The 22362-nt window shown below is 41.8% G+C and carries 23 protein-coding genes; 5 read left to right on the top strand and 18 right to left on the bottom strand.

Annotation, left to right across the window (positions count from 1 at the left end):
- Nucleotide 1: 1 nt before the first annotated feature.
- Entirely contained in the window at nt 2-712 is a 711-nt protein-coding gene (locus HMPREF2704_RS01405) for a glycosyltransferase family 2 protein (RefSeq protein WP_049490916.1), read from the bottom strand.
- A gap of 127 nt (nt 713-839) precedes the next feature.
- Between HMPREF2704_RS01405 and HMPREF2704_RS01400 the strand changes: the two genes are divergently transcribed.
- Nucleotides 840-1820, top strand: coding sequence for a Gfo/Idh/MocA family protein (locus HMPREF2704_RS01400; protein ID WP_070845454.1), 981 nt, complete (start codon nt 840-842; stop codon nt 1818-1820).
- Complete coding sequence (locus tag HMPREF2704_RS01395) at nt 1817-2902, top strand: DEAD/DEAH box helicase (protein ID WP_070845453.1); 1086 nt, start codon at nt 1817-1819, stop codon at nt 2900-2902. The genes HMPREF2704_RS01400 and HMPREF2704_RS01395 overlap by 4 nt, the downstream gene beginning before the upstream one ends.
- Nucleotides 2903-2944: 42 nt before the next feature.
- On the opposite strand, the gene HMPREF2704_RS01390 is transcribed toward HMPREF2704_RS01395, so the two are convergent.
- The 5 genes from HMPREF2704_RS01390 to HMPREF2704_RS01370 all read right to left on the bottom strand — a co-directional run bounded on the left by HMPREF2704_RS01390 (nt 2945) and on the right by HMPREF2704_RS01370 (nt 7536).
- Nucleotides 2945-4327, bottom strand: a complete 1383-nt coding sequence (locus HMPREF2704_RS01390) for a polysaccharide deacetylase family protein (protein ID WP_070673898.1) — start codon at nt 4325-4327, stop codon at nt 2945-2947.
- A 110-nt stretch (nt 4328-4437) separates the two neighbouring features.
- Entirely contained in the window at nt 4438-4818 is a 381-nt protein-coding gene (locus tag HMPREF2704_RS01385; RefSeq protein WP_070673897.1) for a lactoylglutathione lyase, read from the bottom strand.
- 32 nt (nt 4819-4850) lie between these two features.
- Nucleotides 4851-6209: a sensor histidine kinase gene (locus HMPREF2704_RS01380; protein ID WP_070673896.1), complete on the bottom strand. Its 1359-nt coding sequence runs from the start codon at nt 6207-6209 to the stop codon at nt 4851-4853.
- A complete protein-coding gene (locus HMPREF2704_RS01375) occupies nt 6193-6873 on the bottom strand; it encodes a response regulator transcription factor (RefSeq protein ID WP_003011876.1) in 681 nt (226 codons plus the stop codon). Before HMPREF2704_RS01375 ends, HMPREF2704_RS01380 begins: the two co-directional genes overlap by 17 nt.
- Before the next feature lie 135 nt (nt 6874-7008).
- On the bottom strand, nt 7009-7536 hold the full coding sequence (locus HMPREF2704_RS01370; RefSeq protein ID WP_070845452.1) for a hypothetical protein: 528 nt from the start codon (nt 7534-7536) through the stop codon (nt 7009-7011).
- A 205-nt stretch (nt 7537-7741) separates the two neighbouring features.
- Between HMPREF2704_RS01370 and HMPREF2704_RS01365 the strand changes: the two genes are divergently transcribed.
- Complete coding sequence (locus HMPREF2704_RS01365) at nt 7742-8275, top strand: biotin transporter BioY (protein WP_049522885.1); 534 nt, start codon at nt 7742-7744, stop codon at nt 8273-8275.
- Nucleotides 8276-8428: 153 nt separating this feature from the next.
- Here the strand turns inward: HMPREF2704_RS01365 and HMPREF2704_RS01360 are convergent, their stop codons facing one another.
- Together HMPREF2704_RS01360 and HMPREF2704_RS01355 are read right to left on the bottom strand one after the other, a co-directional pair.
- A complete protein-coding gene (locus HMPREF2704_RS01360; protein WP_049503982.1) occupies nt 8429-9151 on the bottom strand; it encodes an ABC transporter permease in 723 nt (240 codons plus the stop codon).
- A 1-nt stretch (nt 9152) separates the two neighbouring features.
- Nucleotides 9153-10109: an ABC transporter ATP-binding protein gene (locus HMPREF2704_RS01355; RefSeq protein WP_070845478.1), complete on the bottom strand. Its 957-nt coding sequence runs from the start codon at nt 10107-10109 to the stop codon at nt 9153-9155.
- 106 nt (nt 10110-10215) lie between these two features.
- Between HMPREF2704_RS01355 and HMPREF2704_RS01350 the strand changes: the two genes are divergently transcribed.
- Nucleotides 10216-10926, top strand: a complete 711-nt coding sequence (locus HMPREF2704_RS01350) for a LytR/AlgR family response regulator transcription factor (protein WP_014713137.1) — start codon at nt 10216-10218, stop codon at nt 10924-10926.
- The gene (locus HMPREF2704_RS01345) at nt 10926-12203 is read left to right on the top strand and encodes a sensor histidine kinase (RefSeq protein ID WP_070845451.1); all 1278 of its coding nucleotides are present in this window, start codon (nt 10926-10928) and stop codon (nt 12201-12203) included. The genes HMPREF2704_RS01350 and HMPREF2704_RS01345 overlap by 1 nt, the downstream gene beginning before the upstream one ends.
- A gap of 97 nt (nt 12204-12300) precedes the next feature.
- On the opposite strand, the gene HMPREF2704_RS01340 is transcribed toward HMPREF2704_RS01345, so the two are convergent.
- From HMPREF2704_RS01340 to HMPREF2704_RS01295, 10 genes are all read right to left on the bottom strand, one after another.
- Nucleotides 12301-14844: a M1 family metallopeptidase gene (locus HMPREF2704_RS01340; RefSeq protein ID WP_070845450.1), complete on the bottom strand. Its 2544-nt coding sequence runs from the start codon at nt 14842-14844 to the stop codon at nt 12301-12303.
- A gap of 130 nt (nt 14845-14974) precedes the next feature.
- Nucleotides 14975-15628, bottom strand: coding sequence for a phosphate signaling complex protein PhoU (phoU, locus tag HMPREF2704_RS01335; RefSeq protein ID WP_031577047.1), 654 nt, complete (start codon nt 15626-15628; stop codon nt 14975-14977).
- A 12-nt stretch (nt 15629-15640) separates the two neighbouring features.
- The gene (pstB, locus tag HMPREF2704_RS01330; protein WP_070845449.1) at nt 15641-16399 is read right to left on the bottom strand and encodes a phosphate ABC transporter ATP-binding protein PstB; all 759 of its coding nucleotides are present in this window, start codon (nt 16397-16399) and stop codon (nt 15641-15643) included.
- Between the two features lie 29 nt (nt 16400-16428).
- Complete coding sequence (gene pstB / locus HMPREF2704_RS01325) at nt 16429-17232, bottom strand: phosphate ABC transporter ATP-binding protein PstB (protein ID WP_070845448.1); 804 nt, start codon at nt 17230-17232, stop codon at nt 16429-16431.
- 10 nt (nt 17233-17242) lie between these two features.
- Entirely contained in the window at nt 17243-18127 is an 885-nt protein-coding gene (gene pstA, locus HMPREF2704_RS01320) for a phosphate ABC transporter permease PstA (RefSeq protein ID WP_070660270.1), read from the bottom strand.
- A complete protein-coding gene (gene pstC / locus HMPREF2704_RS01315; protein ID WP_003003307.1) occupies nt 18117-19028 on the bottom strand; it encodes a phosphate ABC transporter permease subunit PstC in 912 nt (303 codons plus the stop codon). Before pstC ends, pstA begins: the two co-directional genes overlap by 11 nt.
- 16 nt (nt 19029-19044) lie before the next feature.
- On the bottom strand, nt 19045-19911 hold the full coding sequence (locus tag HMPREF2704_RS01310) for a phosphate ABC transporter substrate-binding protein PstS family protein (protein WP_070845447.1): 867 nt from the start codon (nt 19909-19911) through the stop codon (nt 19045-19047).
- Nucleotides 19912-20017: 106 nt separating this feature from the next.
- A complete protein-coding gene (locus HMPREF2704_RS01305; protein WP_070845446.1) occupies nt 20018-21322 on the bottom strand; it encodes an RsmF rRNA methyltransferase first C-terminal domain-containing protein in 1305 nt (434 codons plus the stop codon).
- A complete protein-coding gene (locus tag HMPREF2704_RS01300; protein WP_070845445.1) occupies nt 21323-22093 on the bottom strand; it encodes an inositol monophosphatase family protein in 771 nt (256 codons plus the stop codon).
- Complete coding sequence (locus tag HMPREF2704_RS01295) at nt 22083-22361, bottom strand: UPF0223 family protein (protein ID WP_003003480.1); 279 nt, start codon at nt 22359-22361, stop codon at nt 22083-22085. Before HMPREF2704_RS01295 ends, HMPREF2704_RS01300 begins: the two co-directional genes overlap by 11 nt.
- Between the last annotated feature and the right edge of the window lies 1 nt (nt 22362).

The raw sequence follows: 22362 nt of genomic DNA, 5'->3' as shown, positions 1-22362 counted from the left end.
GTTATTTCTTATATCCTCCACCAATTCTAGCCAATAGCATTGCCATTGTCACTTTGATCATATAGTAAACAGACTTGCTTAATGTGATGGACGATTCTCCGTGTTCTCGTTCATTCATTAATACAGGCACTTCTGCAACGGAATAGCCTGAGGTTAAGAGGGACACAATCGTCTCTGGTTCTGGATAATCACTTGGATATTGTTTAGCAAATTCTTCAATCACCTTTCGATCAGCCACTCGCAATCCTGAGGTTGGATCTGTTACCTTTTGACCGGTTAAAATCTTAATTAATTTTTCAAAAAATGAAATTCCAATCCGTCGCGCGAAGGAGGATTGGAAACCTTGATTTTCAATGAAACGAGAGCCAATCACCATATTCACATTCTTCTCTTGAAGGACTTGAAGCATCTTTCTGATAAATTCAGGATTATGCTGACCATCTCCATCCACTTGAACAGCATATTGATAGCCATTTTTAACTGCATATTGATAACCAGTCTGGACAGCACCACCAATTCCTAAATTAATCGGTAAATCGATAACGTTAAAGTTGTTATTGCGACAAATTTCAAGTGTATGATCTGTAGAACAATCATTGATAATGACATAATCAAATTCAGGTGTATGTTCTTCAATCATCTTGATTGTTTTTTCAATATTTCCACTCTCATTATAAGCAGGAATAATGATCAGTAATTCTGAATTTCTCAATCCTATTGTTTTCCCTTCTAAGCATATCACTTCATTATACAATAATCAGTGCATATTTTCTACTTTATACTGTCCCCTCCCCCTTTTCATGGTATAATAGAGTGAATCGATTACGGAAGGACACCTTATGTTAAAGCTGGGAATTATTGGTACGAGTTGGATTTCACATGAATTTATTACAGCTGCTCATCAGACAGGCCACTATCACTTGCATGCTGTGTATTCGAGAAAGATGAAGACAGCTCAAGAGTTTTGTGAGCCTTATGGGGCGGTCTCTTGCTACACGGATTTCATCGACTTCTTAGACAGTGAGCTGGATGTGATTTACATTGCTAGCCCCAATTCTCTTCATTTCGCTCAGGCCAAGCTTGCTATTCTGGCCAAGAAGCATGTCATCATTGAAAAACCGGCTGTGACCAAGCCTTCTGAATGGAAGGAACTGGTCAAGCTCGCTAAGGAGCACCAGGTCTATCTCTTTGAAGCTGCCAGAAATTACCAAGAAGCAGCATTTCAAGTAGTTAAAGACTTCCTCTCTAATCAGGAAATACTGGGCGCCAACTTCACCTTTGCCAAATATTCTTCCAAATTGCCAGCCCTTCTTGCAGGTGAGATGCCCAATATTTTCTCAGATGTCTATGCAGGTGGAGCTTTGATGGATCTGGGTGTCTACTGCCTCTACTTGGCGATTGGCTTCTTTGGAGAACCGATCTCCAGTCACTACACCGCTCAGCAATTACCCAATTCGGTTGATCTCTATGGTCAAGGTGTCTTGATTTATCCAGAGTTTCAGGTTGCCATTCAGGCAGGGAAAAATATCACCAGCCATCTACCTGCTGAAATCTACACCAAGACTGGAACGCTGACTCTCAATGCTGTAGCAGCCATCAACCAGGCTCGCTTCGTCAGCCATTCTGGGGAAGTTATCGACCTTCCGATCCAGTCCTGCCCGCACCAAATGCAAGAAGAGGCGGAAGCCTTTGCCCTTGCCATCGCTCATCAAAAGCCAGCTGCTTATCTTGAATGGTTACAAACAGCTGAGCAGGTCCATGAAACCCTCTACCAGATGCGTCAAAGCGCTGGAATACAATTTAAGGATGAAAAAGAATGAAAGAACAATTTCCACAAAGCTGGAAAGACCAGTTAGAAACACTCGGATTTGATACATTCACTGAAATTCAGGAACAGATCTTCTCCCCTATCTATGAAGGAGAAAATGTCCTCGGGATCAGTCCTACCGGTACTGGTAAGACACTCGCCTACCTCTTTCCGAGCTTGCTCAAACTCAAACCGAAGAAGGCCCAACAACTCTTGATTTTGGCTCCTAATACAGAATTAGCAGGACAAATTTTTGATGTCACCAAACAATGGGCAGAGCCTCTCGGTCTCCAGACACAACTCTTCCTTTCAGGATCTAGTCAAAAACGGCAAATCGAACGCCTCAAAAAAGGACCCGAAATCCTGGTTGGGACGCCTGGTCGGATCTTTGAACTGATCAAGCTGAAAAAGATCAAAATGATGAATGTAGAAACCATCATTTTAGATGAATTCGACCAATTACTGAGCGATTCTCAGTACCACTTCGTCGACAAAATCAGCCACTATGCTCCCCGTGACCACCAATATATCTATATGAGCGCCACAGCCAAGGTCGATCCTGACCAACTAGAGGAAAATACTCTTCGCGTTACGGTTGATGGAGTTTCTTTGGATAATATCCAACATTTTTATATGCAAGTGGATAAGCGGGACAAGGTTGAATTGCTCCGCAAACTCGCCTACGTCGAAGATTTTCGTGGTCTGGCTTTTTTCAATAGCCTGTCTGATCTGGGTAGTGCTGAAGAAAAACTACAATACCGTGGTGTTGAGGCCGTATCGCTCGCAAGCGATGTCAATGTCAAATACCGCAAGGTCATTCTGGAACGCTTCAAAGACCATCAGCTGACCCTCTTGCTGGCCACCGATTTGGTCGCTCGTGGCATCGATATTGAACATCTTGAGTGTGTGATTAACTACGATATTCCTCGTGATGTGGAGACCTATACCCACCGTGCCGGTCGAACAGGACGAATGGGGCGTGAGGGCTATGTAATCACCTTTATCACCCACCCAGAAGAACTCAAATCCTTAAAAAAATACGCTTCTGTACGTGAACTGGTTTTAAAAAATTCTCAACTCTTTTTAAATGAATAAGAAAATCCTCTGCTAGTGAATGAACTGCAGAGGATTTTTACGTTAATTTCCATTGTAATAAATGCGATGACTTTCAAGTTGATAATCCAACAATTCATCCACCGTTACAAAGGTATAGCCTTGTGATTTGAGGTAGTCAAGGACGGTCGGTAGAGCGTCAATCGTGGTTTGATGGATATCATGCATGAGGATAATCGAACCCGGTTTGACTTCTTTTTTCACTTCATTGAGAATAGCCGTCGTATTATGCGTCTTCCAATCTAGGCTATCCACATCCCACATGATGAAGGATTGGTCGACACCGTATTGGATGGCACTATTGATGGCTCCATACGGAGGACGGGTAATCTTGGTCTGCACACCTGTCGCTTTTTGAATAGCTTCTTGGGTATCCAAGATCTCTTTTTTAGCATTATCCAAGCTCAATTTTGGCAACTGAGGATGATCCCAGGTATGGTTCCCGATTTGATGACCTTCTTTGCGGACTTGCTTAGCAATATCCGGATTCGCGCTGACATTTTTTCCAACCATAAAGAAGGTAGCTTTAGCATTGTATTTCTTTAAGATGGCCAGCGCCTGAGGAGTCGTGGTTGGATCTGGTCCATCATCAAAGGTCAGGGCAATCATCTTACGGTGGCGTTCTTCTATATAGGATTCGTAAGAAGCTAGATCATCAGGAAGCAAGCGCTCTGTATCAATCACGTCGTAGAATTTAGACAAGGGAACAGTAAAGGTATCGTCTCCCTTAACCTTGGTTGGAAATGGAATAGTGAAAATTCCTTTTTCATATTGGAATTCCCATTGGCTCAAATCCAACTCTGAGAAGTGGGCAACCATTTGATCAATGCTTTCCTCATCCAGCTGACGAAAGGCTAGATTCCCCCGTAATTCCTCCAAAAAGATCTGTTTGGCTCCATCTGGATCCGCAAAAACCTGGCTGAGGGTCAAAGGGTTACTATCATCATCCAAGTAAAAGAGGGGCAACTTCACCGTCTCATCTTTGATGAATTTCCCTTTTTTGTACTGGTATTCAGCCCGTTTGATTTGGATAGGGTGATAACCAACAAAAGGCGCTTCTGCTTCTTCACTATGGTAGAAGGTCAAATGCTTTGGTTCTTTGGTTTTTTCATCGGATCCTAGACGCTGAAGGTCTTCTTGGATCTTCTCTTTCACAATCTCAACAGGCTGTCCATCTTTAGTAGGATAATAAGCCGTCACATAAGAAGTTCCTAAAATCCCTTCCTGAACTTGAACATCTTTCCCTTTTTCAGAGTTTTTCTCTAGTTGGGTGACCTTGGCAAACTGATCCTGATAGGCTTTTTGTTCACGAACCCTTTGAATCTTTTGATAGCCAATATACAAAAGACTCAGTAAAAGGAGATTTGTAATGATTAATAAAATAGTTTTCGTGTGTTTGAATCTCATAACTTTATTATAGCAAATTTCTCTCGAAAAAACATTCCTTTTTTGTAAATGGTTTCATAAAAAAGAGGGCGACTGTCGTAGCCGACAGCGGCCCTTGTTTTTAGTCCCTCTTATTTTAAGCGAATGACTTCTACCTTATACCCATCCGGATCTACAACGAAATAGTAATTCGGTTGCGTCCCTGGAAGACCTTTTGGTTCTGTCACTTCATAGCCTTTAGCCTTGTGTTCCGCATTCAAACCTTCTAGATCAGGAGTACTCAAGGCAACGTGAGCATAGCCATCTCCGATGACATATGGACCATGATCATAATTGTAAGTCAATTCCAGCTCATAGTCATCTCCAGGCAAGGCCAAATAAACAATCGTGAACTTGTAGTCTGGGAAATCTTTCCGACGTTTTTCTTCAAAACCAAAAGCATCTTGGTAAAAAGCGATTGATTTTTCTAAGTTTTCCACACGAAGGCAAGTGTGCAACATTTTTGAACTCATAGGTATTCCTCTTTTCTATTTTTAAAAAATTATCAACGATTTTTTTTACGACTTTCCGTCTTAATGGATAATTTCACTTCAAAGATGGTCCCTTTTGGTTTATTATCTTTGACTTGAATGGCCCCTTTGAAGGCTTCTACAATCTGCTTAGCGAGGGATAACCCCAAACCAAATCCACCTTTTTGACGGGTTCTGGCCTTGTCCACGCGGTAAAAACGATCAAAGATCCGTTTCTTATCCTCATCTCGAATCCCTGGACCATTATCCAGCACCCTCAGAAGTAGATTTTTGTCCTTCAACTGGACTTCAAATTGGATCTCGCCATCTTCATCGGTGTACTTCAAGGCATTGTCATAGAGAATGGTCATCAATTGCTTGAGGAGCGTTCTATCAGAACAAATGACTTTGTCCACCTGATTGTCTCCTTGGAAGAGTTTGCCATTTTCTTCCGCAATGATCTCAAAATTGGAGAAGGTCTGATCGAAAAAGCTTGGTTCGATATCTTCCATCTCCGGCTTCAAGCCGTCATCTCTTCGGGCAATGTTAAGAAGGTTAGTGGTTAAGAGCTTCATATTTCGAACTTCATCCAAGCTGGATGCAATATTCTCACTCGATTCCATAATGGTCGCTTCAGGCTTTCTAAAAAGCGTTTCGAGGCGATTTTGCAGAACTGCTAAAGGCGTCCGCAACTCATGGGAAGCATTTTCCACGAAAGCCTTTTGTTTTTGCATACTCTCAAGAAGGGGCTTGACGCTGAGACGTGCTAGGAAGAGACTAGCGAATAAGGAGATTCCCCAGAAGCAGATCATGATGAGGGCGATTTGACTTTCGTGCTCTTCACTGGTCTGCTCTAGCTGACTGATATTGGTCATGACAACCGCATACTTGATGTCACTATCACTTTCATCATCAGATAAACTCAACTCTGCCATATAGGCCCGGTAACTTTCTTTTTTCCCATAGCTATTTGTAATTTGAAGCTGGGAAACCTTGTTGAGGAGCTTTCGACCAAACGTCACCGTTTTGAAGTTTAAAAACCCATTACCGGTTGTCAAGTTTTCATATTTTTTATTGAGCAAAACAACAGTGGTATTGGATGTGACATCCCCTTTAGGTTCTGATTTATCATGATCTGGGATCATCATCTCATGATCATTATCATCTCCTTTGGTATTTGACTGTCGCTGGTCTCGATAAGCAATCGCTACAAGCGAGTAGGGATCCTGACTGAGAGTCTTGAGGTTTTCATCGACCGTTGTATAGAGACTCGAGCGCATGACCTGGATGATAATCAGGGTCATGGCTGAGAATATCAAAGTAAAGAGCCCAAAATATCGGATGAAGTAGGAAAAATCATCTTCCCCGACGGTTTTCTTAATTCTGGTTAGCATCTTTTAAGATATACCCCACACTGCGCAATGTTTGCAAGTTCTCAACGAAATCAGTACCTTTTAATTTCTTACGGATTTTTGAAACATAGACTTCAACCACTGAGATGGTCGTATCACTGTCAAAGCCCCAGAGACGATCGAAAATCTGTGTTTTTGGAAGGATGACATTTTGGTTTTGAAGGAAGTAGACCAAGAGATCAAATTCCTTCCCAAGAAGTTCCACTTCCTTATCGTCCACGTAAGTCGAATTAGTGGATAAATTAACCTTCAAATTGCCATAATTGAGGGTATTTTCATTGACCTTTCCTGAGCGCTTCAAGAGGGCTTGAATCCGCATCTTAAGCTCTTCTAGGTAGAAAGGCTTAGTGAGGTAATCGTCTGCCCCTAGCTCAAATCCGTGTCCCTTGTCATCCAGACTTTCTTTGGCTGTCATGATCAAAACAGGGGTTGTCACGCCTTTTTCACGCAATTCTTTCAAGACATGGAAACCGTCTTTTTCAGGAAGCATGAGGTCCAGCAAAATCAAATCATAGATCCCGCTTTCTGCTTCGTAAAGACCTTCTTCTCCATCAAAGACCTGCATGACATCCGCAAAATCATCTAAAAAATCAAATACTGAATTTGATAAACCAAGGTCATCTTCGACCAATAGAATTTTAATCATTGTCGTATCCTCTTCTCTTTCGTGAGTGAGTCTTTCTAATCTATTCTTAACCATTATAACACGACTTCCCTTCATTTCCTATAGTTTAGAACTTGGTTTTATGATCAAATTCAGCCTGCCTGAGGAAGGCTAATTCTATGAGTTTGTCGTGTTTTCTTTGTTACTTTGACTGTCACTCGTCTTGTTTTTATTTTTTGAATTCTTCTTATTGGACTTTTTAGAGGAACCTTGGTTCCCTTCTTGTCCGCCAGATTGGTTCATGCCATTATCTGGACCATTCCCTTGTGGGCCACCATTGCCTTCTTGTGGCATCTGACCAGGTCCGCTACCTTGGCCTTGGCCACCACCTTGTGGGCCACCGCCTTGAGGACCGCCATCCTGTGGGCCACCATTTTGCTGGTTTCCTTGTGAAGCATGGCCATTTTGACTATTTTGTTGCTGATTAGATCCTTGGTTTTGACCCGTTTGGACCGGTTGAGAAAATTGTTGATTATTGGAAGATTGTGAGGCGATGACACCGACACCAAAGCCACTTCCAGCACCAACCAACAATCCACCAACGGCTGCCATGCCAATCCACCACTTAGGACTTCGTTTGAGGACAACCATTTTTTCTTTGGATTCTTGCGTTTCGACTACTTGTTTTGTTTCTTTTTGATTCATCTTTTTACCTTTTATCTTTTTGTACAAGTACTTGTCTTTTAAAATTTAAAGGGAGCTCGATCCTTTAGTAAGGCGATTATACTTCGGGAGTCTTAAGCCTGCCTAAATTTTTACTTAAAAAATCCTAAAACAAGCGTGGGCTATTGACAGGTTGAGCTCCTTATTGTAGAATAGTTACCATAAAATAAATCAGAGGTTAACTGTTATGAAGAAAATCTTTCCCTTAGTTCTCATCTCCATTGGAGTGGCCATGATCTCCGTCCTATCTCAATTCACCATTCCCTTTGGACCAATTCCTTTGACCCTACAGACACTCATGATCGGGATCATCGGGACCATCTATAAACCCAGCCATGCCTTTGTCACAGTCTGTCTTTACCTGCTTTTAGGCTTCTTAGGTTTTCCAGTATTTGCCGGAGGTGCTGGTGGTGCTTCGCATTTCCTTGGTCCTACTGCTGGTTTCCTCCTCTTCTTCCCATTCCGAGCATGGATCACGTCTCTATTTACCAATGCTAAATCCAGCATTTTCACTATCTTTTTGGCCAATCTCCTCAGTAGTGCTCTCCTCTTTGTGTCAGGAGCTATCGGCTTTATGCTGGTCACGCATACCGATCTCCAAAAAGCATTTGCTTTGGTCGTTGCTCCCTTTATCCTTGCCGACCTCATCAAACTGGTCATCATCACGATCACCAGCAAGGCGATTTTTGCCAGCCTCAAACACCACTGGTATTTCAAATAAGATTCAAAGGGCTTAGCAGATATATTAAAAAAAATCAACATCTGAACACAGATGTTGATTTTTGTTATAGGGATACATGTATAAATCTTTTCAATTGAACTCCTTTTAAAGAGAACACTGTTTTAATGATGAAAAACATAGATCCTCCTTCCTTTATTTTTCCTTATAAAGAACTCTCAAGATCAGTAACTGTGTTAGCAAAATCCAGATGATCAGAATAGTGAAGTCAAAAAATGAGACGGGACCATGACTATAGACACAAGCTCGTAGGAGGTTGACAGAAGGGACAAATGGAAGAACATGGTAGAGATGGTTTATCCAATCTGGAAGACGACTTGCAGGGTACATGATTGGAGAAAACATCAAACCAATCATAAGAATCAACTGAGACATCAGCGTGACAATATTGGGAGAAAAAGTATAAGCAATGGCAAATCCAAGACTGATCATCGTAAGACAGATCAGAAATAGAATGAAAACAGCCAGAACAGATACATTTAGGCGGACAGAGAAACGAAAATAGCCCAATATAACAGAAATGAACACTCCAGGCAAAATAGCAATCATCCACATCCAAAGATCTGCTAAGGAAATCAGAATTCGTGGTATTGGAAGGGCTCGTACGTAGTCTACATGTCCTTCTGACTTCGCATTTGCTATAACAGGAGATGAGATCGTACAGCCAATAGAAATAATTCCTATCAGAACTGAACCAGAAGAGAGATAGTAGGCAGCTGTCGTATCAATCTCACCGATCACTAGTGGATAACCAAAAAGAAGTGAAATGGATAACAGAACCTGAGCTAGCGTAAAGAGTAGAAATAGATCTTTTTGACGAAGATAGTTCCAACGAAGTAAGTAAAAGAATTGAGTCATATCAGTTTGTCAACTCCTCTCTATAAAGATCTGAAATGGATATGTTTTTCTGAGTAAGTGACAGATTTAAAATATTCTTTCTATCCAATTCCTGCGTGATTTTTGGTAGCAGTCTCGTTAACTCCTTCTCTTCTATTTCAATACGACAAATTGAACCGTTGATAATGGTGTAATCTTGAAATAGAGCTAAGCTATCTTCATTCCTAAACTCAAAAGATATTTGGTACTGTTTTTGATAGGTTATTTGCTGAACTGGTCCTGATTTGATTAACTTCCCATGGTTAAATAAGGCATAGTTGTCTGCATATTTTTCAACTTCCAAGAGATTATGCGTCACGATAATAATGGTATGACCTTTATGCGCCAGCTTCTGTAATAATTGCCATTGTTTTTCACGACGTATTGGATCAACATCATTCGTGGGTTCATCAAGAAGAATGATGGTCGGAGATCCGATTAAAGCCATTGCAAAAGAGGTCAGACGCTTTAAACCACCTGAAAGGTCCTTTCCTTGTTTTGCCCGGTACTCCTTAATTTCTAAGTCGGTTAAGAGCTGATCCATTTCTTTTTGTAAATCTAAGGTGTTTAACTCTCTCATTCTTCCAAGCATTTCTATGTTTTGTTCCACCGTCAATTTCTCAAGTGGTGCATACTGTTGCGACATATAGCTCATCATTGAGCGAGCTTGTTTACGATTCTGTACAAAAGAAATATCTCCATAGCATACATCTCCTTTATCGGGTTTGGTAAAACCAATCATTTGATTTAAGAGGGTGGACTTACCAGCACCATTGTGTCCTAAAAAGGCTGTAATTTTAGCAGCTTCTATTTCTAAGGAAATATGGTTATTAGCAAAATGTTGCTTATCGAATGATTTTGTCAAATCTTTAATAGTCAGTGTCGCAAATGTCTTCATCTTATCACTCAAAACTGAGAAGATTGTCCCAGCTTCCTTCATTTTTGATAAGATTATTGTATAATAAACATATGACTTTCCATGGTTTACGTCATGATTTACCATTTAAGTGTCATAATTAGCCAACTCAATTTGATAAGGGGGACTTATGTTAAACGTCGTTATTTGTGATGACTCAACTAGAGATGCTAGTCAGTTAGAACAGTATTTACTTTCTTACGACAAGGTTCCTGTAGAAACAAAACTATATACAAATCCACAAAAAATGCTAGAACAGTTAACAAGGGATACACATTGTGTTTTTTTGGATATTGATATGCCACAAATTACTGGAATTGACCTTGCACGTGAAATTCGTCAGTTCAATCCTTTTATCCCCATTATTTTTGTGACCAGCTATCGAGATTACATGGAACAAGTATTTGAAGTACAGACTTTTGATTACTTAGTAAAACCCATTGAACCCCAAAGGTTAAATAAGGTAGTAGATAGGATCTTGCGTTATTTAGATCTAGGACAAACCATCTTTAACTTCTCATTTGGAAAACAAAGTTACTCTATTCCTTTAAGTGACATTACCTATTTTGAAAAAGATAAGCGTTCCGTTTTTATTTACACACTAGCAGATACCTATAAGTCCTTACTGAAAACTCAAGAAATTTTAGATAAACTGCCTGATTATTTTATTCAAATTCATGCTTCTTATATTGTAAATCCCAAATATATAAAAGATTTTGATGCGAAAACAGTAACTATTTTGCTAAATGGAACCGAGGAGCATTCACTTCCAATTAGTCGTAAGTTCCAGTCTTCTTTTAAAGAAAAATACTATAACTATCTCAGTGAAAGGAATTTCTAATGCTAATAGGATTGCGGATCATTAGTATCTTGTTTGACTTATTTCTGGCAAGTGTTTTATTTTATAGGCCAAATTCCAAAAGTAAACATTCAAAAGAGACACTTTTAGTCCTTTGTTGTTGCTTTCTTCTTCATGTGGCTTTTGTGTTTATATTTTTAGAAAGTCGCGTTTTTTTAGTGAGCAATCTCCTTCTTAGTATTGTAGAATCCTCTCTTGTAGGACTCTATTTTGGCTACCCCTTTCGTGATTCTTCCTTTTGGATATTCTTACAGACAAGCCTGACATTATTAGCAGGAGCTGTTCTCAATCAAGCTATCCAACTTTTTCTTCCACTGTCAAAAGTATCGAAAAATTTAGGACTGATTAGTGGTTACCTTGCCATTAGTTTTCTTTTTTCAACCATCATAACACTTGTTCTTCGACAGTTATTTCGAACACATCAAAAGTTAGGCATGGCAACATCTAAAAGAAATTGGCTGTATCAATTTATTGTGCCGATTTTATCGATTATTTTTGCCTTTACTGTATCAGCTATTCAAGGGCAAGTATTTGGACCAGATTATCTTTCTGTCATTTCACTCTTGTCTCTTATTGTATTGTCGTTTTCCTCGCTTTATTTTACTCTACATCTTTCTCAACAACAGCACACTTATTATCAAAATAAATTAGATAAAGAACAGCTTCAATTCCAATTAAGAGAAACACAACAGTCTCAAGAGGAATACCAACGATTGCAAAGTCTTCGGCATGACTTAAAAAATAAACATTTAACTCTGTTGGCACTTCTAGAAGAAAATCCAGATGAGGCTAGAAAGTATCTTCACTCGTTAACTGATAGTATTTCAGGAAAACAAACCTTTTACTCCAAAAATCCAACAATTAATTTTTTACTAAATCAAAAACTGCACGATGTGGAAGATGAAATTGAATTGGAAATTGACTGCTTTGTCCCTCAAGAATTATCTATTCAGCCTGATATTCTAGCTGTTATTTTAGGAAATTGTTTAGATAATAGTATTTCAGCCTGTCTTCGATTAACTGATAAATCGGAGAGAACCTTGGCTCTAAATATACGTTATTTTCAACAAAACCTATTTATTTCGATCAACAATACCTTTAATGAACAAGAACAAGAGACTCGTAAAACACGTCAAAGAGATGGTTGGGGCTTACGAAACGTTGATGCTCTAGTACAAGAATACCAAGGAACTATCAAGCGTTTCAAAGAAAATGGCCACTATCGAACGGAGATTCTCTTACCAAGTCCAATAAACTAATGATCCTTCTCCTTTGATATCCAATACAAATGATTCATTGAAAAACAAAAGATGCTACAGAATAAATTCTGTAGCATCTTTTATAAATTTATTTCATTTATTTCGTCGCAAGGATAGCGGCTTCTACTGCTGCCTTTTCCCGTTGGATCAAATCCACACGTGCTGCGATCTCCTTGATACCCATGCTGATGTTTCGGCTGATCGCCATATCATCCAATTGAGGCTCAAAGAAGGCCTTGTATTCATTCAAGCGTTCACGGGTCTTGAAACAGTTAGCTGGGTAGATGACAAACTTATCAAAGCTCATATCACCACCGAGGGCTTTCTTGATCCAATCCCAGTTTTCACGCGCCCAAGTCCAAGTTCTACCTTGGGTAAAGTCATCATGCAAGAAGTTGTAGTACCAGCTCATAGCCAAATCCTGAGGTTTCACCACATCCTTGTTCTTCCACTCCTTCAATAGAGCTTCCAAAGTTTCCTCATCCTTGGTATAAGAAAGTGCAGCCGCCAATTGGCGTTTAAAGTTTCCATCCACTGTCTTCACATAGGTATCTAGGTATTGTTGGCTAAGCTCCTTGGTTTCCTGGTGCTTGATTTGGTTGACCAAGATTTGCAAGCGAATGGCAGCTGGAAGTTTTTCCAAGTCATCTGCATGCGCTTCAAAGATAGCGCTCGCTTGAGCTTGTGCTGCTTCATCATTGGCCTTAATCATGTTAGCAATCATTAGCTGACGAACTTTTTCGTCTTCTTCTGTTTCACCAGGCTTAGCCTCCAGACCCAAGCGTTCAAAGTTGTAACGGTTCAAACGTTTCAACAACTCATGGAAGGCCACTTCTGTTTCAGTTCCCTCATCCACAAAGAGACTGATTCCGGCTAAGACGCTCGAAACAGCTGAAACAACCAAGTAGGAACTTTCTTCTGTCAAGTGTTCAATCACTGGCAAAAGGCTTGCATAAGAAATTTGACCGCTTTCCGCTAAGAGACGGCGTTCTTGAACCACTTGCAATTTCGAAGTGCTATCCAAGCTAGCAAGTTCAGCAAGGATGTCTTCCAACAATTCCCCACGGTAATCACTGATATAATGAGCCGTATTTTCTGTATTGAAGCGAAGAGCTCCGGTATTAGCTTGTTTCAAGGCACTATAGTTTGGAATTTCTAAGACTTCTGTTTCCAAAGTATCTGGAATACCTGTCCAGTTGCTGTTCAAAGGAACAACCCACTTGCGACCTTTTTCTTCTCTTTCTCCGATGAAGAACTGCTCTTGACGGATGATCAAGGTATCGTTTTCCACAGAAGCTGAAACAACAGGGTATCCTGGTTGCTCCAACCAAGAATCCATAAAGGCTGCGACATCACGACCTGAAGCTTGCCCAAGAGCATCCCAAAGGTCACGACCGATAGTATTGCCGTATTGGTGTTTTTCAAAGTAGATCTTCAACCCTTTACGGAAGGCGTCATCGCCTAACCAGCGGCGAAGCATGTGCATGAGACGGCTCCCCTTGGCGTAAACGATTGCTGGGTCAAAGAGGGTGTTGATCTCATCAGGGTGTTTGACTTCCACATGGACGGATTGAACGCCATCTGTAGCATCGCGTTTCAAGGCAGCAGGCACACCGGTTGTTTGGAAGTCTTCGAAGATATTCCAGCTTGGTTCGATAGCATCTAAGCTGACATATTCCATCATATTGGCAAAACTTTCATTCAACCAGAGGTCATCCCACCATTTCATGGTCACGAGGTTTCCGAACCATTGGTGAGCCAATTCGTGAGCCACCACCAAGGCCACTGTTTGACGGCTTTGGGCAGTCGAGTTTTCATCTACAAGGAGATAAACTTCACGGTAGGTTACCAAGCCCCAATTTTCCATCGCTCCTGAAGAGAAGTCTGGAAGAGCGATATGAAGGGATTGAGGGATTGGATACTTAACGCCATAGTAGTCTTCGTAGAATTCAATAGCACGAACGGCAATATCTAATGAGAAGTCCAAATTTTCTAATGGGTGAGCTTTTGTTGAGTAGACTCCGACAAGGGTTCCATTCTTAGTCTTAGCTGTCACTCCTTGGAGGTCTCCAGCCGCAAAGGCCAAGAGGTAAGAAGACATGCGAGGAGTTGTGTCAAACTTCCAAATACCTGTTTCTTTACGGTTTTCCACATCAATTTCAGGCATGTTTGATAGGGCAATTTCACCTTCTTCTTGGTCAAATTTCAAAGAAAGATCAAATGTTGCTTTAGCTTCTGGCTCATCCACACTTGGGAAGGCTTCACGCGCAAAATGGCTCTCAAACTGAGTAGAGAGGACTTCCTTCTTCACACCATCAATACTGTAGTAAGATGGGTAAATCCCTGTCATATTGTCTGTGATCTTACCAGAATAGGTCAGAGTAACTGTCACTTGACCTGTGCTTTCCAATTCAACATAAACCGCTTCATTGGCCTCATCAACCGTAAATGGACGAGCTTGACCTGCTACTTCTACTGTTTCGATGGTCAAATCCTTTTGGTGAAGCGAGATCTTGTCCGCCTTGGCTTGACCTGTGATCACCACACGACCGCTAAAGGTCTTGGTTTTACGACTTAAATCCAAAAACACTTCGTAATGTTCTGGAACGAATGTTTCTACAAAATGTGCAACTGCTTGCATAATTTCCTCCTTTAAATGTTTCATGCTTTCCCAATCAAAAGCCCTAATAAAACTATTTTATCACAAAGTTAAGATAAAAGAAAAGACAAGCATTAGAATGCCCGTCTGATATCGAAAAGACTCCATGATCTTACATTTCGATAATTTTACCTGTTTCGAAGTAAACCACCCATTCACAGATGTTTTTTGCATAATCTCCGATGCGTTCCAAGAAGTTGATCACTTGGAAATAATCCCGTCCGGTCACGATGGACTCTGGATTTTTCCGAATTTCTTCTGTTGCTAATTCTTGGATGCTATCGAAGTAATGGTTGATGACTTCGTCTCGTGAAGCAACTTCATAGGCCAAATCCACATCGCCTTTGAGGTAAACATCTAGTGTCGCTTCGACAAAATCTTTGACTTCACGGCCCATCTTGCTGATCTCTTCCTCAACAGATTGAATACGGACTTCCCCTTTCATGCGAATGGTTGCCTTGGCAATTGATACTGCGTGGTCACCCATCCGCTCTAAGTCAGAGACCGCTTTTAAGACAGTCATCACGACACGAAGGTCTTGTGAAACGGGCTGTTGAAGGGCAATAATCTCAAAGGATTTACGCTCTAATTTCACTTCGTAGTCGTTGATCTCCGCATCATCTTCGATGACCTGGCGGGCCAATTCACGGTCATGGGTCACGAAAGCACGGACCGTACGGTTGATCTGACTCAACACTTCATTTCCCATTGCATAAAACTGGTTATGCAACTTCTCTAAATCTTCTTCAAATTGAACTCGTAACATTTTATTTTCTTCCTATCCAAATTTACCAGAGACATAGTCCTCTGTTTCTTTCTTAGCTGGGTTCATGAACATTTCATTGGTGTCATTGTACTCAATCAAATCGCCATCCAAGAAAAAGGCTGTTTTATCGGAAATCCGACTCGCTTGCTGCATGGAGCGGGTCACCAAAAGCATAGTGTAACGGTCTTTTAGTCCATACAGTGTTTCTTCAATCTTACCAGCTGAAATCGGATCCAGCGCTGAAGTTGGTTCATCCAAAAGAATAATCTTTGGACTGGTCGCAAGAACCCGCGCCACACAAACCCGCTGCTGCTGACCACCGGAAAGTCCGATAGCTGAATCATGCAGTCGATCCTTGACTTCATCCCAGATGGAAGCGCGTTTCAATGAGGTTTCAACTGTCTCATCTAAGACAGCCTTATCCTTGACACCATTAATCATCAATCCATAAGTCACATTATCATAAATGGACATTGGGAAAGGATTGGGCTGTTGGAAGACCATTCCGATTTCCTTACGCAATTCAACCGTATCGGTCCGGGGTCCGTAGATATTATGTCCATTGTAGAGGATGGTTCCTGTGGTGGTGACCTCATGGTTGAGGTCGCCCATACGGTTAATGGCTTTTAAAAGGGTAGATTTCCCTGATCCTGAAGGACCAATCAAGGCTGTGATCTCCTTTGGAGCAAAATCCAAGGAGACGCTATTTAAAGCCTTCTTTTTATTGTAATAAACCGACAAGTCCTTGACTTGCAAAATTGGTTCTGTCATTCTATTTTCCTTTTTGTTGTCATTTTACTTTATCCAAAGTGACCAGATACATAATCGTTGGTCGATTGCAATTTCGCATTTTGGAAAATATTCGAAGTCTTATCGTACTCGATAAGGTTTCCAAGGTAGAAGAAACCGGTATAATCACTAGCACGCGCTGCTTGTTGCATGCTATGGGTCACGATGACAATGGTATAATTCTTCTTCAACTCAAGCATGGTTTCTTCTAATTGCGCTGTCGCGATCGGATCAAGCGCTGATGCTGGCTCATCCATAAGTAAGATATCAGGCTTCACAGAGATGGCCCGCGCGATACAAAGTCGTTGCTGTTGGCCACCTGAAAGTGTCAGAGCTGATTTATGAAGGTCATCCTTGACCTGATCCCAAAGAGCTGCCTGTTTCAAAGAAGTTTCGACCAATTCATCCAAGACCTTCTTGTCTTTCACCCCCGCACGTTCATGCGGGAAGGTGATGTTTTTGTAAATCGATTTGGCAAAAGGATTCGGCCGTTGGAAAACCATCCCAATGTGCTTGCGCATTTCATAAACATTGATATCTGGACGATTGACATCAATTCCTTCATACCAAATTTCACCCGTTACACGCGCAATATCGATGGTATCGTTCATCCGGTTCAAACTACGAAGGTAGGTTGATTTTCCAGATCCTGAAGGACCGATCAAGGCTGTAATCTTATTCTTTTCAAACTGCATGTCGACGCCTTTAATGGACTCGTTCGTTCCATAATAGACATGTAAATCTTTGGTCGATAGGACCACCTTTTCTTCAGGAAAAGTAATGATGTGTCTCTCATCCCAATTGTATTTTGACATTTCTTCTCCTTTAAGCAGATGTTAGTTTTTTATGGAGGTAACTTCCGAGTTTGCGCGCTCCAAAGTTAAAGATCAAGATAAAGATCAAAAGAACGGCGGCAGAACCGGCTGAGACTTCGATCGAGTCTGGAATGGTTCCTTCACTGTTGACCTTCCAGATATGGACAGCCAAGGTTTCAGCCTGACGGAAGATCGAAATCGGACTGGTCACACTAAAGACATTCCAGTTTGACCAATCAAGGGCTGGAGCCGATTGACCTGCAGTATAGATCAAGGCAGCAGCTTCCCCAAAGATCCGTCCAGAGGCCAAGACGACCCCAGTGATAATACTTGGAAGAGCTTCTGGTACCACGACATGAATCACAGTTTCCCAGCGAGACAAGCCCAGAGCTAGACCTGCTTCGCGCTGTGTATGGTGGACGTGCTGCAAGCTATCTTCGATATTGCGGGTCATCTGTGGCAGGTTAAAGACGGTTAAAGCCAAGGCTCCTGAAATGATCGAAAATCCGTATTTGAACTGGACAACGAAAACCAAGTAACCAAAGAGACCTACAACGACAGATGGCAAAGAAGACAAGATCTCAATACAGGTACGAACCAAATTGGTCAAGCGACCTTTTTTAGCGTACTCAGAGAGGTAAATCCCAGCTCCAAGAGACAGTGGGAAGGAAATCACCAAGGTAATGACCAAGAGGAAGAAGGAATTATACAATTGAATTCCGATCCCTCCTCCTGCTTGATAAGAAGAAGATTTCCCAGTCAAGAAGTGCCAAGATACATGGGGCAAGCCACGGACCAAGATATAAAGGATCAATGAGGCAAGAATCGCAACGATGATCCCTGAAATAGCATACAGCACTCCTGTGGCAATTTTATCCATTCGTTTAGCGTGCATAGTTCTTCTTACCTCTTTCTTTCGTAATCAGTTTAATCACACTGTTAAAGGCAAGACTCATGAGGAGCAATACCAAGGCAAGTGACCAAAGAACATTGTTATTGACCGTACCCATGACGGTATTTCCGATTCCCATAGTCAAAATAGAGGTGAGGGTGGAAGCTGGTGTTGTGAGCGAGGTTGGTACCACTGCCGAGTTTCCGACCACCATCTGGATAGCCAAGGCTTCCCCGAAGGCACGCGCCATACCAAAGACAACCGCTGTAAAGATTCCTGAGCGGGCTGCCTTGAGCGTGACATGCCAAATCGTTTGCCAGCGTGTCGCACCCATGGCCATACTAGCTTCCCGGTAATGACGGGGCACAGCTCGGAGGCTATCGGTCGTCATAAAGGTGACAGTTGGCAGGATCATAACAAAGAGGACAAAAACCCCTGAGAGGATCCCAAAACCAGTCCCTCCAAAGAGACTACGGGTGAAAGGGACAACGACTTGAAGACCAATGAATCCATAAACAACTGAAGGAATCCCCACTAGGAGCTCAATGGCTGGTTGCAAGAAACGAGCTCCTTTAGGAGAGACTTCTGTCATGAAAACTGCTGCACCAATGGCAAACGGCGTTGCCAAGAGGGCAGAAAGCAAGGTTACAATAAAGGAACCTAGAATCATTGGTAGGGCTCCGAATTCCTTTGCAGCAGGATTCCAAGTACTCCCAAATAGAAAACTAAAGATATTGACTTTATTGACAAAGAAAGTCGATAAACCTTTTTGGGCCACGAAAATCAAAATCATGGCAACGACGACAACAATCAAACTCATACATAAAAAAGTAATGGTTTTCCCAAATTTTTCTAGGCGGGAGTTTTTTGATTTCGTCAGCATTTTTTTTGCTACTTCGTTCATTTTTTACCTAATTCTTTTATTTTTTTGACACATTCCCTTTTAAATCACGGGTTACTTTCATGTCATTGATCGGGATATAACCCATCTTGCCAACAACTTTTTGCTGAACCTCATCGGTCATCATGTAGTCAATGAATTTTTTAGACAACTCATTGGGTTTTCCTTTGGTATACATGTGTTCGTAGGACCAGATTGGCCAGTTATTGTTGACGACATTGGCTTTGATTGGTTGATAGCCATTGAGCTTCATGGTTTTGACACTGCTATCCAAGTAGGTAAAGGCCAGATAAGAGATGGCTCCTGGCGTTTGAGAAACGATGTTTTTCACCATTCCATTAGAGTCTTGCTCTTGGGCCTGCTTGGGTTGTTTGCCATCCATGATAATGGCATCAAAGACAGCACGGCTACCAGAACCAACTGCACGGTTCACAATCGTGATTTCAAGATCTGGGCCTCCCAATTGCTTCCAATTGGTATATTCACCCGTAAAGATCTTTCGCAATTGCTCCGTTGTCAAATTGTCGATTGAGATATTTTTATTGGCAATGATGGCTGTTCCTGCTACGGCTACCTGATGGTCGACCAGACTAGAGGCATCGATCCCAGATTTTTCCTCTGCAAAGAGGTCACTATTTCCGATGTCCACAGCGCCTGATTGAACTTGTGAAAGTCCTGTACCAGAACCTCCTCCTTGTACATTCACAATCTTACCAGGATGTTCTTCAATGTAGCGATCTACTACTCCTTCAACCAAGGGTTGTAAGGCAGTCGATCCGACAGCAGTGATGGATTCTCCGCGATTGATCCAAGAAGCACAAGCAGATAAACTTCCTGCTAATGCGATCGTTGCTAGTCCTAGGATCAGCTTTTTAGACTTTTTCAAATCATGTCTCCTTGATATTTCACTATTTCACTTATGATTTTGACAAGTTTTTTCAAAAAAACCTGTACTCCCACTATATCATAGAACGAGTTCTTTGCCCAGCATTTTACCTAAAACGAAGCCCCTTTGGATAGAAATTTTTCAGGGTCTGTCCGGTCACTTTGGCAAAGCCCAAACCATTGCCTTCGACAAGGACCTGGTACCATCCATTTGGATGCGTTTCCTTCAATTGAACCGTCTCTCCCGCCACATAATGAACAAAGTCTTCAGGCGTGATCGAAACGGTCTCTTTGACTTCACTCGGTCTCAATGCCAGGCCAAGGGCAAAACTAGGTTCAAATCGATTTTTCTTGAAGGTCCCTAGGTGCAAACCATTTCGGGCGATTTTTACTTTTCGCAAATCTGGTAAACCATGTGGAACCAAATACAGTTCGTCCCCAAAGGTTTCGAGGACTCCTTCCAGAGTAATCTTCAAGTGTTTCTTAGCAAACTCCTGCCACCATTTCTTTTGCTCCGCAGATAATTGGTCCTTTTTGGAAGGGATTTTGGCAGGACGATTCTCTCCTAGATAACGGAACTTAGCAACAAATTGGCCCTCCCCTTTAAAGAGATGAGGATACATACGCGCGGTTTCTGGGTAGTCAATGCCTTCTGCCATACCATTAATCTTCTCGATCGTTTCCAGCTCCAGATCATAGTTTTCCAAAAGCCAGGATACAATTTCTTCATTTTCCTCTGGAGCCCAGGTACAGGTTGAATAAACCAAGGAACCACCTTGGACCAACATCTTGAGGGCATCCTCCAGAATTTCTCTTTGAAGAAGACTACACTCTCGAGGATATTCGACAGACCAATAGTCCATGGCATCTGATTGCTTACGAAACATCCCCTCACCCGAACAAGGAGCATCTAATACAATCAGATCAAAAAATCCTGAGAAAACTTTTGCCAGGCGATCGGCTGACTCATTGGTTACCAATACATTTCGGGCACCGAAACGTTCGACATTCTCTACGAGAATTTTCGAGCGTCCCTTGTGGATTTCATTGGAGACCAAGAGTCCCTGATTGTCCAAATAAGACAAGAGTTGGGTGGTCTTTCCGCCAGGAGCTGCGGCCAAGTCTAAGACCTTCATCCCTGGCTTCGGCTGAGCGACTTGGGCCACTATCTGTGCAGCTGGCTCTTGCGAATAGACTAAACCCGTTGCGTGCTCGATGGATTTTCCTGAGACCTTTCCATAATGTCCCCAAGGGGTATTGGGAATCGGATCATCAAATGCTTTTTGAGTTTCTTTCAAAGGATTAGTCCGAAAGGCCGATACTGCTTCTTGCTCAAAGGTCGCAAAAAAAGCAGCAGCATCCTCACCTAGAAGATGCTGGTATTTTTCTTTAAAACCATTGGGAAAATTCATTTAACTTCTCCCTTTCTTAAGATAGGTTTGAATTTCTGTTAACTTCACTTTTGGAACCATCATAATGGGTTCCACTGACTGGTAATTAGGTTTATTTCCATTTAGATTTAAAACGGTATAGCCCAACTGTTCCCCCATGATCGCAGCTGCGGCATAATCCCAAGGCCAGATATAGCTAAAATAAGCTAGAATCCCACCTGAGAGAATTTTTGAAAAACTAATACCGGCACTTCCGTAGACCCGAATGCCAAGAGAGTCCATGCCAAGATCGGCCATTCCCCAGTCATTTTTCTCAAGCATACCGACATTTGACGCAATCAAAAGGTTTTCCAGAGGCTGATCTACAAAGGGCGTCAATTCAACCTCATTGCGATAAACTGGGAATTCTCCACCCCCGAAAAAAAGGTGATCCCGCATCACATCGTAGATCAGGCCAAACCGACCGATTCCGTCTTCGAAATAGGCCACCATGACCGCAAAATCTTCCTTTTGGGTCACAAAATTATTGGTCCCATCAATGGGATCAATCACCCAAACGGATCCTTCTGAAATCGGTGAACGAAGGCCATCTTCCTCCGCAAAAATCCGATCTTCTGGGTAGCGATTTGTGATTTTTTCAACCAAATCCTTTTGAACCTGTTGGTCCATCTGGGTCACCAAATCTGTCGGCCCAGTCTTTTTTGAGATCATCAAGTCATCATGGAGATGAAGACGCAAGTAGTCTCCAGCCTCTAAAACGATTTGTTTGGCAAACTCTAATTTATTCTTCAAGAGAAAACCATCCTTCCTCTTTTTGCTTTGCAGCCTGGGTCGCACGATAGAGAGAATAACCGCTCACTTCTTCGAACTCCCGTCCGAGACGTTTTTCTTCTCCGATACTAGGCACGACCTTCTTAAAAGCGCGGTAGGCTTCCATGTATTCTTTGGCCTCTACCTTACTTTCATAGGCTTCTTCAACTTTATTGAAAAAAGAAAGCACTGAAGCAAGCTCTTCAGTGCTCCACGATAAGTCCAGTGGGTAACTATAATTTTTTTGCATT

The organism is Streptococcus sp. HMSC076C09 (assembly GCF_001837905.1).
Taxonomy (GTDB): Bacteria; Bacillota; Bacilli; order Lactobacillales; family Streptococcaceae; genus Streptococcus; species Streptococcus parasanguinis_I.
Note: the sequence above shows the minus strand (reverse complement) of the source record. Positions and strands in the feature narration are given on the sequence as shown.